Below are 13,925 nucleotides of genomic sequence, written 5' to 3'. Positions count from 1 at the left end.
GCTGATTCCTTCCGATTCGCCGGGGGTCCTTCCCCGGTCGCGTGCTTGTCTGGAACCCATTGAGCGCCGAGTCACCGACACCCCGAGCCGGTGATCGCTGCGAGGGTGGCAGCCTGTGGAAAACCCCGCGACTGTGGATAGGTCGATGCGGCGCGATTACCGTGGACGACGTGGCGGCGGTGGGGGCAATGAACGTCGTTGATGACATGTGGCCAGCACGCTGGCTAACCGAGAGCGTCCGAAGCTTCGCCCACAACGTGGGGTCGCTGCTGCCGGCTACCTTCGCGGCCTTCGCCCGGGTGTTCCACCCAGCATTTGACGGCTCGCAACAGCTGCGCTGGGCGGAGGTCGCGCACGCCAACAACAAGGTTGCCCACCCCCGGATGCAGTTCACCGCGCTGACCGGTTACGCGTCGCGTTACGACCCCGCCTATCGCGCGTCGCAACCCGGCGTGTTCGAGGAAGCACCGGCGGTGGGGACCCTGCGGCCTGAGATCGCCGGGCCGCTGTCGCGGATCCTGGCGCGGCACACGACGACGGCCGACAAGTGCTGGTTCGCGGTATGGCACGGTCGCAGTGACCTTGACCGGGCGTTTCACGGTCGGCCGACCTTCGAGTTACCCGCCCGCAACTATCACCTTGCCTGCGGTCCGATCACCGCCGCCGCGCAGTCGGTGGCAGCGCCGGGTTTTCGGCACCTCTCCCCCAACCTGTGGTGGCCCGATGACCAGGCCTGGTGTGTGATTACCGAAATCGACCTGGACAGCACCTATCTGGGCGCCTCGGCGGCCTGTGTTGAGGAAATCGTGGCCGCCCCCGGTCTGGAAACGGCACGCGTCAGCGTGAGCGTCGGCATCACCGCGGACAGCGACGCCCTCAATCCGACAGGGACGACGGATCCGCCCCAGCAAGTTTGGCCGCGCCGGTGACACCAACCTCCCGGTGTTTTGCGATGCGTTGTTGGCGCGCCTGAAACTCCCGCTCGGCGAACCGGTTGCGCGCGATCTGCCCCACGTAGGTGAAGTCCCGCAAAATATTTCGCAGCTCGCGCCGGAACGTCTCGCGGCGCTCAGCAAGGTCCGGACCCCGCGCGATCAGATCCTGGTCGGCGGCCACCTGTCGGGCGGTGTCGAACAATAGCGTCGACACCGACTCGCTGCTGCGAACCCGTCCCTGTGCGACGTACTGCCGGCCCACGCCAAGCGCCAGGTCGGTCAGTTCCTCCCGGCCGATGTCTGCCGGGGCATCGCGCAGCACATCGGCGACAATCTCGTAGGCCTCGAAGAACACCCGCAACATCGCTTCGGACATCAACGGGCGCTTGGCGTACAGAATCTTCTCGATCTGCTCGCCACCGGCCGCCACGTGCGCTTCCCAATCTTGGTGCCAGGCAATCTCTTCGGCGATGTTGGCGCGGAAGGACGCCGAGTCGGCGAAGTAGAAGTCGAATTTCAGCAGATCCCGCAGCCGCATCGCCTGCGCCCAGAACGCCTCGACCCGGTCGCCCTCAGCGTGCCGGGCGTGCGCCAGCGCCAGTTCGACGATCGATGTCTCCAAGAATGCGTGAATCACCGAGTTGCGATAGAACGCCCCGGCGTGCTCGTCCTCAGGTGCGATGTACCACACCGGTTCCCGCCCGCTGTCGACGCGAGTCACCGGGTGCCCGTTGGACAATGCGTCCACGGCTGCCCGCACTCCCTCACGGGAACGCAACCGCAGCGCACTGGTGGACACCGGCGTCTGCTTGCGGTCCAGGTAGTCCAACGAATCCTGCAATGTGTGGTGCAACTGATCGAGGGTCAGCGCTGTACCGCGAGTCGTCAGCAGCAACGCCGAGACCAGCCCGGTCGCCGTCACCGGTGTGGACTGCAGAATGCGCCATGCCACCTCGAATGACATCTTCTGCAGCGCAAGCCTTTTGGCGGCATCATCGTGGGCCAGCGGACCGTGCGGTTCGCCGAGATACTGGCGCATCGACACCGCTTCGGGGAAACGCACGTAGATCTTGCCGTAGTTGCGTTCGCCCTGGGCTTTGATGAAGTTGTAGAGCCAGCTGAAACCTTCGGGTGTCTTCTCCGCACCTTGGGCGTAGGCCGCGTATTCGGCGATCTCGTGCAACTGGTCGAAACAGATCGAAACACCCTGCAGCAGAATGTCTTCACTGCGACCGTCGAGGTAGGCATCGGCGACATAACTCATCAGCCCGAGCTTGGGCGGCAACATCTTTCCGGTACGCGACCGGGTGCCCTCGATGGACCAGCTGAGGTTGAACCGCTTTTCGACGATGTAACCCACGTATTCCTTGAGCACATACTTGTAGAGCTTGTTGTCGCCGATGTTACGACGGATGAAGATGGTCCCCGACCGCCGCATCAACGGTCCCATCACTCCGAAAGACAGGTTGATGCCACCGAACATATGGACCGGGGGCAATCGGTTGTCCTGCATCGCAACCGGTACCACCGCGCCGTCGATGTAGGAGCGATGCGAGAACAGCAGCACCGCGGGATGGGCTTCCAGCGCGGTCCGCATGGCCGCGACTTCATACTCGTCGTAGTCGAATTCCGGATCGAAGCCGCGGCTGAGCAACTTGCCGAGGACCGAGATCACGTCTACCGAGGCCTGGCTCCATCCCGTTGCCAATTCGTCGAGCATTTTGCCGGCTTCCTCGACGGTGGCGCCGGGGATCGCATCGAGTCCGGCGCGAAAACGCGCTGAGGCCAACATTTCCGGCTTGACCAGTCGAGGTGACTTGTATTGCGGTCCCAGGATCCGGTACTCCGCGCGGGCCAGCGCCAGCAATGCGCGCCGGGTGACGAACTGCGCGAATTCTCGGGGGTTCTCAGCAACGGTTGTTTCGTGCCACTGCTGGCGCAGCTCGGACACCCTGGCCGACTCGCCGGCCACCACTCGTGCGCGCCACGGCTCGGTGCGCAGTATGCGTCGCTGCTGACGTTGACTGGGGTGATAGGGATCCCGGCCTGGGAGCAGCGCGGCCACTTTGGCCACCTTGCCGCGGTCGGCGGGCGGCAGCCAGAAGACCCGTACCGGCACGATCGACCGGTCGCCCCCCGACTCGAGCTGCTCGATCAGCGCGGTCAACGCCTCCGGCGGCGCGTCCTCCGACGGCAGCTGCACCACATCCAAGGATGTCTGCGGGCAGCGGTCCCGCTGCGCGCCCAACCAATCGGTGACCAGCTTCACCTCGACCGCTGTGTCCATCGACGCGAGTACCAGCGCGTCTTCGGCAGTCAGGTCTGCGCTGGTGTCGGCGGCCGGCTTCGTCACGGCCGTCCTCACTGATCCGCGTTGGGCTGGTGCGCCTCAACATCTTTGGGTTCGACGGTTGATTCGTGCGGGGTGATGTTCGGCGTTGCCTTCGGGGTGGCTGGCAGTTTGGTCGGCGCCTTTTTGGCGGGCGCCTTCTTCGCGGCAGCCTTTTTCGTCGTCTTGGCCGGGGCCTTCTTGGCGGCAACCTTCTTAGCCGGGGCCTTCTTGGCAGCAGCCTTCTTAGCAGCAGCCTTCTTCGGCGGCGCTTTCTTCGCGGGTTTCCGCGGTTTGTACAGCGCGGGCTCGGGCAGCTCGTCGATCGGCCAATTCGACAGCGTGTCGAGGTAGAGCTGGCGAATTTCGGCAATCCGTTCGGGCAGGTTGTCCAGCGTCCAATCATCGACCGAAATCGGCGGGAAGACCGCGACATCGACCGTACCAGGGTTGATGGTGGACGAATTGCGGGATGCGACGATCTCCGCGTTACGGATCACGATCGGGACGATTGGTATCCCGACCGTCATCGCGATCCGGAACGGCCCTTTCTTGAATGGGCCGACTTCGGTGGTGTCGAGCCGGGTACCTTCCGGCGCCATCAAAATGGACAGTCCGTTCTTGGCGCGTTCCTCAACGGTGTGCAGTGTCTCCACGGCTGCGGCCGAGTCGTCGCGGTCGATGAACACCCCCTCCAGCACCTTGCCCAGCGTGCCCATGATCGGGTCTTTTTCGAGTTCTTTCTTGGCCACGGCAACCCAGTTGTCGCGGATCAGCGCGCCACCGATGATCGGATCAACTTGGTTGCGGTGGTTGAAGATAAACACCGCTGGACGCTGCGCGGTGAGATTCTCCCTGCCGATGACATTCAGGTGCACTCCAGCGGCAGTCAGCACCGTCTGGGAAAAGTTGGACGTGAAGAAATTCACCCCCCGCCGCCGGTTGCGGGTCAAGAGCCCGACCCCGACCGCGCCGGCGGCGATGGGCAACATCGAACCGAACCCGGCCAGGGTACGGATCTGCCGGCGCAGCCCTACCCCGCCCCGGCTGTCGAATTTGAGGATCGGCCAACCGCGACGGTTGGCGACGGCGGCCATCTTGCCTTCGGGATTCGTCGGGCGCGGGTTGCCGACGAGATACATCAGGGCGACGTCCTCGTCACCGTCGGCGTAGAAGTAACTGTCCTTCAGGTCGATGTCGTGCTCAGCGGCAAACCGTTGCACCGCAGCGGCTTTGCCCGGCCCCCACAGGATCGGCTTCACCACACCACCGGTGAGGATCCCGTCCTCGTTGGTCTCGAACTTGTTGGTGAGGGTGTTGGAGATGCCCAGGAACCGGGCGACCGGGTTGACCTGAATGGTCAGCGCCGACGAACTGAGCACCACGGTGTGCCCGCGGGCCACGTGGGCGCGCACCAATTCCCGCATCTCGGGGTAGATCCGCGATTCGATCCGCTGGTTGAACAGCCGTTCCCCGATTTCATCCAGATCGGTCAGGACCCGTCCGGCCAGCGCCATGGACGCCCGGCTGATGAGTTCCTCGAACTCGATGCGGCCCAGCGAGTGATTCAGCGCCCCCTGCACCATGCTGAGCAGCTCACCAACCCCCATGTCGCGGCGGCGTAACCGTTCCTGGGTGAGGATGACGGCGGTGAACCCGGCCACCAACGTTCCATCCAGGTCGAAGAACGCGCCGACTTTCGGGCCCGGCGGACTGGCCATGATCTCGGCGACCGAACCGGGCAGCCGCAGGTCCTTGGACCGCCCCGCGTCGTTTTCGTCCGCTGCGCTCACGACGACACCGCCTGCTCAGACTCGAAGGACGCCGCCACCGCACGCGGCGGCGGATCACCGGCGAGCGCCAAGATCTCGTCGAATCCGTCCAGCAGGCACTGCGCGAACAACTCGTCCTTTCGCACCGAAGCTCGGTCGTAGCGCACGGTGATGGTGCACCAGCCGCCGCGCGAGATCAGCACCACCATCATCGCCACACCGGGCAGCGGCCCGATGCCGTACTGCCGCAACACTTTTGCCCCGGCGATGAATGTGTCCCCCGGGTACACCGGGACATTGCTGGCCTGCACGTCGGACCCGATCACCGAGCCGGTGATCCCTTCGAGCACCGCGGTGGGCAGCACACTGAGGACCGGCGCGATGGATCCGACGATGTTCATAGCGGGTTCGTCGCGGCGCTGGGTCATCTGCGCGCGGATCTTCTTGATCCGCGCCACCGGGTCGACCGTGCCGACCGGCGCCGCCAGGTTGACGCCGGTGAAGTTGTTCCCACCCGCCGCGTCGCCGTCGGACCGCAGGTTCACCGGCACCGCCATCGGCAGGGTTTTGATCGGCACTCCGAGAGCTTCGTGGTAACGCCCCAGCGCACCGCACAGGCCGGCGAGGTACGCGTCGTTGATGGACCCGCCGGCGGCTTTGGCGGCCTTGTGCAGATCGGCGAGTCGGATGTCGATCGCCTCGGTGCGGGTGGTCAGGCTGCGCCGCCGCAGCAGCGGCGAAGGCTCGGCGGCCCGGTTCAGCACCCGCGCTCCCGACACGGCGTAGCCGACGACACCCGACACCGTCGACACCGGATCCAGCACCGCGCGTCCGGTCGCCGACACCGCACCGGTCAGCGCGCCCAGCGCACCGCCAACGATGGCGAGGGGCAGGTGGTTGATGCCTTGGCGCATCAGGTCGTTGGGGGTGAGATCCTCCGGAACCGGCTGCGGGGGCATCGGCCTGGGCGGTGGGTCGCGCTCCAAGTCGTAGATCTCGGCGAACATCTCCACGCTGCCCACCCCGTCGGTGACCGCGTGACTCAGGTGCAGCAGAGTGGCGGCCGTGCCATCGGCCAGACCCTCGACCAGGGTGGCCGTCCACAGCGGTCGCGAGATGTCCAACGGCGACTGCAACATCACTTCGGCGAGATCAAGAACCTCGCGCAGCGTGCCGGGTTCGGCCACCCGCATGCGACGCACATGGAAATCCAGGTTGAAATCGGGATCGACCACCCAGCGCGGCGAAGCCGTCGGGAGCGTCGGCACCACGACTTTCTGCCGCAGCCGCAACACTTTTCGGGACGCATTCTCGAAACGGGACCGGAATTGATCCCAGTCGGGAGTCGTATCCAGCAGTTCCAGCGCCATGATTCCCGAGCGCGTTCGCGGATTCGCCTCGCCCCGGTGCATCAGATAGTCGACTGGTCCCAACTCGTCCGACAACCCGACGGGCCCGCCGGACTCAGCCACGGTCACGTCCCTTGGCGAGCCGGGCAACTCGACACCTCACCGCTGATCGAACCTCCTGCTTGAACCCCGCCATCGAAATGCCAACACAACGCTAGTCGCGTTGCGGCGGTGGTGAAAGGTGAGGATCGGCTCAGGTATCGCGCGGATGCCGGTCAACTGGCCGAATTGGCCACCAGCGCCAGCGAACCCAGCGACGCACTGTCCCGTCGCCCGTAGACGACGCCCAGGAAGTCGGCGACGGCATCAGCGGCCAGCCGGGAGCGGACCGTCGGGGTGATGTCGAATGCGTGGTGCGCGTTCGCCAATTCGGCATACGTCACCGTCTCCGCCCCGGCCTGACGCAGTGCGGCGCAGAACGCCCGGGCCTGGCCGCTGGGCACCAGCTCATCCTTATCCCCGTGCAGCACGAAGAACGGCGGGGCCTCGCTGTGCACGTAAGAAATGGGCGAGGCGGCGACGTAGCGTTCCGGGTGCTTGTCGAAGCGGGCCTTCATCACGAACTGCTCGAGGAACGGCAACATCATTTCGTGCATGTTGTCGAAGTCGGTGAAGTCGTAGACGCCGTAATAGGGGGCGACCGCCTGAACCGTGGTGTCGGCGCGTTCGAAGCCCGGCTGGAACGTGGGGTCGTTCGGGGTCAGCGCGGCCAGCGAGGCCAGGTGGCCGCCTGCTGAGCCGCCGGTGATCGCAATGAAGTCGGAGTCGCCGCCGTAATCGCCGATGTTCTCTCGCACCCAGGCGATGGCGCGTTTGACGTCGACGATGTGGGCGGGGAACTTGGCGCGCGGGCTCTTGCTGTAGTTGATCGACACGCAGATCCAACCGAGTTCGACCATCCGGCTCATCAGCGTGTAGGCCTGCGGACGCTTGCCGTTGAGGCTCCATGCGCCGCCGGGAACCTGAATCAGCACCGGGGCGCGGTGACCGGGCGCCAGGTCGGGCCGACGCCAGATGTCCAGCAGATGCTCGTTGCCGCCCGGACCGTAGGAGATGTTGGAGGTCTTGGCCGCGTAACGCCGGTGTGGGCCGGGCTTGGGCTTGGGCAGCAAGCCGCGCCGGGGCAGCACCGAGCAGTTGGTGGTCGGGTGCGAGACGAGGTCGCGGAATTCGGGTCCGAAGGCGTGCTCGAGCGCGGCGTTCAGCGCCTCGCCGGCGCGCTGCGCCGCCCAGTTGGCACCCACCCGGTTGATCGACGGCGGAGCGATCCGGGTCAATGCATGCCCGGTGACGACGTGCGGCGGGAACTCGGTGGCCACCCAGCCCGCCACCCACCCGACGGCAAACGGTGATCCGCGCAGGAGGAGCGAACTGGCCCGATAGGTCGTCTTGGCGTCAGCAGCCAGCTGCGCGCCTTGCCGTCGCGCCTCAGCACCGACCCGCGAGCACCGCGTAGCCACACTGGACAAGCACATAACGAAGTCCACCCCTCGACGTCAGGCACACGCCTCATTGCGGTTAACGGCCGATTACCGGCCGATGTTGTACGTGTGTCGAGGCTCACACAATAACCCATTCGTAGCTGACTTAAACATCTTTCGCGGGTGTTGTGTCGGCTGTGCCGCTTGATATTTCGCGGTTGGATAGACTGACCTGCGCATTGCCTCCGTAGCTCAGGTGGATAGAGCAAGGGCCTTCTAATCCCTAGGTCGCACGTTCGAGTCGTGCCGGGGGCGCGTCGATAGGTGTATCACCTCGGTCGGTGGCTGACATTTCTGCGGCAACAGTGATAGTGCCGGAGTCGGCGCGGGCACCGCGGGCCCGGGCACTCCGGCGGATCGGAGGGGGCCGGCGCAACGGGCGCGGCCGGTGTCGGCGGCGGTGGTGGCGGCGGCGCCTACAACCGCTCCGGCAATGGGTCGCCGGGCCTGATACCGGCAGGTGGCGCCGGCAACCCGGTATTCGACAACAATGGTGGCAACGGCGGCGCGGTCGGCGGGATGGGTGGCCAGGGCGGCTTCGGCACCTTCTATTCCAGTGACAACGGCAGCGACGGCCAAAGCGCATCGTGATCGAGCACTTGCGAAGCCAACGGTGGGCAGTGCTGGATACATCAGCCGAGCCCGCGGAAATGTGCGGGCAGTTCTTTCCCTCTAGTCAGCGGCTACGCTGCGGCTTCGATGTTTGGAATGCGCCCCGCCCGGGTCATCACTGCGCGGCGGGTCGCTGTACATGGGCGCGGCGCCTACATTGTTGACTCCGGGAAGGCCCCTATGAGCGCGACGCCTACGCAGGAGACCACGGTCGTCGTGATCGGCGCCGGGATCACCGGGATCAGCGCCGGGTACTACCTGGCCCGTAACGGCTTCGACTACGTCGTGCTGGAGGCCGATGACGACGTCGGGGGCATCTGGCACACGCAGCGCTGGCACGGCGCGCGGTGCGACTCGGATTTCGTCAAGTATTCCTACAGCTTCAAGCCGTACACGTCGGAACGATGTCTGGTGGACCGCGAGGATATCCAGCGGTATCTGCGGTCGGTCGCCGAGGAGTTCTCGATTCTGGAGCACATTCGTTTCGGTACCCGGGTCATCGCCGCGAACTACGACTCCGGCACGCAGTGTTGGGACGTGCACACCACGCGCGGCAGTTTTCGTTCGCAATTCCTGATCAACGGCAACGGTTATTTCTCCCTGCCGCACATTCCGGTGTTTCCAGGCGCCGAGACCTTCGCCGGTGAAATCATTCATTCGTTCGACCTGGATGCGGCGCGCACATTTCCCGACCAACAGGTGGTGCTGGTCGGCAGCGGCTCCACTGCAGTGTGTGCGGCGCCCGAACTGGGACGAGTTTCGGGATCGATGACCATGCTGCAACGTTCCCCGTCCTATATCTACGAGATCGACAATCGCGCCACCGTGTTCATGCGACTGTGCCAGTCTTTGCACAACCGCGGCCATAAGCTGCCGATGAGGATGCTGCGCACTTACCTGCAGGCACGCGACGACGCAATTTTCGTCGGGTTCCGTAAATTTCCCCGGGTTGCGCGGTGGTTTTTCCGCCAACACTGGCGACGGGCGGTGAGCAGCGCGGACCTCAAGGAACACTTCTCCCCGTCCTACTCGCCGTGGGAGCAGCGGATTCCAGTGGCAATCGGTTTCAAGGACGCGGTGCGCCGCGGTGACGTGCGAATGAAGACCGGCGCCATCGAGCGCTTCACTTCCCGTTCCATTGTCCTGGTCGGCGGCGAGGAACTGGAATGTGACGTGTGCATCCTGGCGACCGGATTCGAGCTGGACTTCTTCAAATTCCGGCTCTGCGTGGACGGGGTCGAAGTCGATACGGCAGGAATCAACTTCTACAAAGGCATCATGATGGGTGGGGTGCCGAATTATTTCCAGCCCGTCGGAGTGTGGCATTCCGCTTGGACGCAACGTTCCGAGGCATCCACCAGATTCGCCATGAAGATCATCAATTACATGGCGTCGCACGGGTTGCGTGAAGTCAGCATCGAACGCAAAGAGGTCGAGTACACACCGTCGATCACGCCCAACTACCTGATGCGGGACCTGTCGGCGTTGCCCCGGCTTTACGGCAGTTGGGAATTGCCTACGGTCGACAACCTGTTTCGCTATCGGTTCGAGCCGCGCAAGCTGAGTTTCGCCTGACAGATCCGGAATTTAATTTTCGCGTCGGCACGACTCGTCGTATTCCGGTAAAATTTGAAAGTGATCAAGTTTTTCCACACCCCTTGTGGCCATCCGTACGACTGCACTGGAACAGACGCCGATTTACTGGCTGAACAACTTCGGCGAATCGAAATCGATTTCGCTCAGGATCTCGAGCGAGCCCTCACCACCGGACTACTCGGCTATCGCTCGAGTTCGATGCTGGACATCTTCACCCAGCAGGCTTTGAACGCCGTGGCCGCCGAGTACCCCTACCCGACACCGGAAACGTTGCAGGCCGCACACGACACGTATGACGCGCATGTCGCGTGGACGAAGCAGGACAGAGAGTGCTGACGTCGCCCCTGCCACCTGTTTCAGCCCTTGATCAGCAGGGCGAATCACCGGGCGTGTAGTAGGGGACACCTTCGGCCGTGTAGCACGGCGGCATCCCCGCATCGCGCTGCCGCACCTCATCCCACGCCTCGGCCACTGCAATGCTGCCCACCGGGCACTCCTCGGCGTTGGTATACCGGCCCGACCCGACTTCCCGGCAAATCGTCGCCTGCCCCGCGGGTGCCAGAGCAATTTGTACAGCGGCAGCAGCGGCCGCGGCGAGAAATGCAGCCGAGAATTTTTTCATGGCGACAAACCCTATCGTGTTGTGAACGGATACGGCATTTATATTCCGGTAGCCAGTAACGACGGGCTCGAGTTGCACAGGGCCGTCCGAGACGATGGCAGTGACATCAAAAACAATGGATATTTCGCCGCAATTAAGCGGGTGAGTCCTCGACGTTAAGACTGTTTCGCCGCGGCACCAGCGACCAATGCCCCGCTCAGGCCGGCACCGGTTCCCGACTCGTGACGTCAGCCGAGTTCGTCAGTTGCAGATGCGGGTCGGCGACCTCATCGTCGCGTAGCATCTCGACGTCGGCGTGATAGCTCGTCGACGTCATCCACGGTCGGCCGGCGCCCTGACGGGGCAGCTGGTCCACCGCCCGCTGGACATAACCCGCTGCAAAGTCCAGCAGAGGCCGGGTCTGCATGTCCGGATCGTCGAGCACCGGGCGGGCGGTGTCGTAGTCGTTGGCGTCCATGTAGGACAGCAGCCGGCAGAAGTGTTCGCACAGCAAGCCGACCTTGAGCGTCCACGAGGAATTGGTGTAACCGATCGCATACGCGAAGTTCGGCACGTCGGTCAGCATCATCCCCTTGTATGCGACGTGCTCTGGCAGATTGACCACCGCACCATCGACGGTCAGCGACATGCCACCGAACGCCTGCAGGTTCAGGCCTGTCGCAGTGACGATGACGTCGGCCTCGACTTCCCGACCGGATTCCAGCAGGATGCCGCGTTCGGTGAAGGTCGCGATGCGGTCGGTCACCACCGACGCACTTCCGCTGCTGATCGCGCGGAACAGATCGGAGTCGGGCACCGCGCACAGCCGCTGGTCCCACGGATTGTAAGCCGGGCTGAAATGCTGGTCGACCGGATATCCGGCGGGCAGCCGCCGGGCATTGACGTAACGGATGATCCGCCTGGCCAGCGCCGGATACTTCTGGCAGAACTGATACACCGCGCGCTGTTGACCGATGTTCTTGCGCCGCGCCAGGGCATAGCCGAGGCGGTCACCGAGCACCTTCTTTGCCGAGTTGGCAAAGGCGTCTTTCGACGGCACCGGCATGATGTAGGTCGGCGAGCGTTGCAGCATGGTGACGTGCCCGGCCCGCTCCGCCATAGCAGGTACCAGGGTGACCGCGGTAGCGCCGCTGCCGATGACGACCACTTTCTTGCCGGTGTAGTCCAGATCTTCGGGCCAGTGCTGCGGGTGCACGATCGGTCCGGTGAACCGTTCGCGGCCCTCGAAGCGCGGGGTGAAGCCTTCGTCGTAGCGGTAGTAGCCACCGGCGCAGAACAACCAGTTGGCGCTGATCTGGACCCGCTGTCCGCTATCAGTCCGTTCGATGTCGACGACCCAGCGTGCGTCGGCACTCGCCCAGGCCGCGCCCCGCACTTTGTGATGGAAGCGGACCATGCGGTCAATGCCATTCTCGGCAGCCGCCTCGCGCAGATAGGCCAGGATCTTGTCAGCGGTCGCGATGGCGTGGTCGTCGCGCCACGGCTTGAATTCGTAACCGAACGTGTGCAGGTCGGAATCTGAACGAATGCCGGGATAACGGAACAGGTCCCAGGTCCCCCCGGTCGCCCCGCGCGCCTCCAGGATGGCGTAGCTGCGGCCCGGGTGCTCGCGCTGCAGGTAGTACGCGGCACCGATGCCCGAGATACCAGCGCCGACGATGAGTACGTCAACGTGCTCGACGGTGCGGCCTGCGTGGGTGGACGTGTGAGGCATGACATTGGCTCCTGACGGGGACAGAACGCTGAGGTGTTTCCATCGTCGCGATCGCAGCTGCCGGAACCAAGATGAGATCCGCTCATTTACCCGCTCATCATGGTGCAATTTGCACCATCGCAATATGCTGCTGAAGTGTCGTGGAAGCGCCCGTCGGAGCCGGTCAGAGAGTTGATACGGCAGTGCGCCCAGATCACCGTGAACCCGCGCGCCGAATGGCTCGAGGAGCTGGACGCGGAGGTGCTTGCCACGAGCCCCGCCCTCGCCGGGGATCCCGAGCTCGCCGCTGCGGTCAGCCGAAGCAACCGGGCCAATATGTACTTCTGGGGAACGGCGAACGTGCGCGACCCGGGGGCTCCGGTGCCGCCGAACACCGGACCCGAACCGATGATCATCGCGCGTGAGGTGGCCCGCCGCGGCCTGACGCCCTACATTCTGGACGGTTACCGGATCGGCGAAGGCGTGGCGTGGCGCCGGTTCATGGAGATCGCGTTCGAGCTGACGTCGGACCCGGCCGAACTACGGGAGCTGCTTGATGTGTGCTCCCGCTCGATCAGTGCATTCATCGACGCCACTTTGGCCGGGATCGCCGCCCAGATCGAACTGGAACGCGACGAACTGACCCGCGGGACGCACGCCGACCGCCGCGAGACCGTCGCACTGATCCTGGACGGCGCCCCCATCGCGCGCCAGCGGGCCGAGGATCGGCTCGGCCACCCACTGACCGGACCACACATCGCAGCGGTCATCTGGAGCGTCGATCCGTCCGGTGACATGGCCCGGCTCGACGCGGCGGCCGAGGCGCTCGGACATGCCGCGGGCACGCGGCCACTGACCGTGCTGGCCAGCACGGCCACCCGCTGGGTCTGGACGGCAAGTCGATCGATAGACACTGTCGCGCTTCGCGATTCGATCGACACCATGCCCGACATCCGCGTCGCCATCGGGCCGTGCAGCGACGGTATCGATGGCTTTCGGCGCAGTCATTTCGACGCCATCACCACCCAACAGATGATGGTCCGGTTGCGATCTCCGCACCGGGTGGCGCTGTTCGCCGATGTCGAATTGGTCGCGATGCTCACTGCGGACACCGACCGCGCCACCGAATTCGTGCGTCGCACCCTGGGCGATCTGGAATCCGCGAGCAGTGAATTACAGCGCAGCGTCAGGGTTTTCGTGGGCGAGCAGTGCAACGCTTCGCGCGCGGCGGCACGTCTCTACACCCATCGCAACACGCTGCTCCGACGACTGGCGCGCGCCGACGAGCTGCTGCCCCGCCCCCTGGCCGAATGCAGCGTCAACGTGGCGGTCGCGTTGGACGTGTTGCGCTGGCGGGGCAACTAGCGCGATCTCGTTCCTATGAATTTGGCGATTCCGCTTCGCGCTGGCATACGTGCGAATAATGTCCGATTCGGGGTCGGGGGACCCAAACTTCATAGATCGTCGCGGGGTTCG

At 64.6% G+C, this 13,925-nt stretch carries 10 protein-coding genes and 1 tRNA gene; 5 read left to right on the top strand and 6 right to left on the bottom strand.

Annotated features, from left to right (window positions below; genetic code table 11):
* Nucleotides 1-188: 188 nt before the first annotated feature.
* Entirely contained in the window at nt 189-929 is a 741-nt protein-coding gene (locus AC5Y5Z_RS14855; protein ID WP_499925885.1) for a hypothetical protein, read from the top strand.
* Here the strand turns inward: AC5Y5Z_RS14855 and AC5Y5Z_RS14850 are convergent.
* From AC5Y5Z_RS14850 to lipQ, 4 genes are all read right to left on the bottom strand, one after another.
* Nucleotides 877-3,288, bottom strand: a complete 2,412-nt coding sequence (locus tag AC5Y5Z_RS14850; RefSeq protein ID WP_499925883.1) for a glycerol-3-phosphate 1-O-acyltransferase — start codon at nt 3,286-3,288, stop codon at nt 877-879. The genes AC5Y5Z_RS14855 and AC5Y5Z_RS14850 overlap by 53 nt on opposite strands.
* A gap of 8 nt (nt 3,289-3,296) precedes the next feature.
* Nucleotides 3,297-5,057 carry an HAD-IB family hydrolase gene (locus AC5Y5Z_RS14845; protein ID WP_499925881.1) on the bottom strand — a complete coding sequence of 587 codons (1,761 nt, stop codon included), beginning with the start codon at nt 5,055-5,057 and terminating at the stop codon, nt 3,297-3,299.
* Complete coding sequence (locus AC5Y5Z_RS14840; protein WP_499925879.1) at nt 5,054-6,508, bottom strand: WS/DGAT/MGAT family O-acyltransferase; 1,455 nt, start codon at nt 6,506-6,508, stop codon at nt 5,054-5,056. The genes AC5Y5Z_RS14845 and AC5Y5Z_RS14840 overlap by 4 nt, the downstream gene beginning before the upstream one ends.
* Nucleotides 6,509-6,660: 152 nt before the next feature.
* Entirely contained in the window at nt 6,661-7,920 is a 1,260-nt protein-coding gene (gene lipQ, locus AC5Y5Z_RS14835; protein ID WP_499925922.1) for an esterase LipQ, read from the bottom strand.
* 187 nt (nt 7,921-8,107) lie between these two features.
* Between lipQ and AC5Y5Z_RS14830 the strand changes: the two genes are divergently transcribed.
* From AC5Y5Z_RS14830 to AC5Y5Z_RS14820, 3 genes are all read left to right on the top strand, one after another.
* Nucleotides 8,108-8,181: transfer RNA gene (locus tag AC5Y5Z_RS14830), tRNA-Arg, on the top strand.
* Between the two features lie 537 nt (nt 8,182-8,718).
* A complete protein-coding gene (locus tag AC5Y5Z_RS14825) occupies nt 8,719-10,113 on the top strand; it encodes a flavin-containing monooxygenase (protein ID WP_499925877.1) in 1,395 nt (464 codons plus the stop codon).
* Nucleotides 10,114-10,173: 60 nt separating this feature from the next.
* The gene (locus AC5Y5Z_RS14820; RefSeq protein WP_499925875.1) at nt 10,174-10,470 is read left to right on the top strand and encodes a hypothetical protein; all 297 of its coding nucleotides are present in this window, start codon (nt 10,174-10,176) and stop codon (nt 10,468-10,470) included.
* A 31-nt stretch (nt 10,471-10,501) separates the two neighbouring features.
* Here the strand turns inward: AC5Y5Z_RS14820 and AC5Y5Z_RS14815 are convergent, their stop codons facing one another.
* On the bottom strand, nt 10,502-10,756 hold the full coding sequence (locus AC5Y5Z_RS14815) for a hypothetical protein (protein ID WP_499925873.1): 255 nt from the start codon (nt 10,754-10,756) through the stop codon (nt 10,502-10,504).
* Nucleotides 10,757-10,952: 196 nt separating this feature from the next.
* Nucleotides 10,953-12,470 (bottom strand): flavin-containing monooxygenase, encoded by a 1,518-nt coding sequence (locus tag AC5Y5Z_RS14810; RefSeq protein ID WP_499925871.1) that lies wholly within the window; start codon nt 12,468-12,470, stop codon nt 10,953-10,955.
* A 135-nt stretch (nt 12,471-12,605) separates the two neighbouring features.
* On the opposite strand from AC5Y5Z_RS14810, the gene AC5Y5Z_RS14805 reads away from it, so the two are divergent.
* Entirely contained in the window at nt 12,606-13,814 is a 1,209-nt protein-coding gene (locus AC5Y5Z_RS14805; RefSeq protein ID WP_499925869.1) for a PucR family transcriptional regulator, read from the top strand.
* The last annotated feature ends 111 nt before the right edge of the window (nt 13,815-13,925 follow it).

Source organism: Mycobacterium sp. NGS29 (assembly GCF_059812965.1).
The sequence above is the reverse complement of the archived record's forward strand: the minus strand, read 5'-3'. Positions and strand labels throughout refer to the sequence as shown.

What these genes read in the sequence shown, in the direction of transcription:
- lipQ (WP_499925922.1), bottom strand. Translation starts at nt 7,920, where the DNA reads ATGTGCTTGTCCAGTGTGGCTACGCGGTGCTCGCGGGTCGGTGCTGAG.
- AC5Y5Z_RS14810 (WP_499925871.1), bottom strand. Translation starts at nt 12,470, where the DNA reads ATGCCTCACACGTCCACCCACGCAGGCCGCACCGTCGAGCACGTTGAC.
- AC5Y5Z_RS14815 (WP_499925873.1), bottom strand. Translation starts at nt 10,756, where the DNA reads ATGAAAAAATTCTCGGCTGCATTTCTCGCCGCGGCCGCTGCTGCCGCT.
- AC5Y5Z_RS14825 (WP_499925877.1), top strand. Translation starts at nt 8,719, where the DNA reads ATGAGCGCGACGCCTACGCAGGAGACCACGGTCGTCGTGATCGGCGCC.
- AC5Y5Z_RS14855 (WP_499925885.1), top strand. Translation starts at nt 189, where the DNA reads ATGAACGTCGTTGATGACATGTGGCCAGCACGCTGGCTAACCGAGAGC.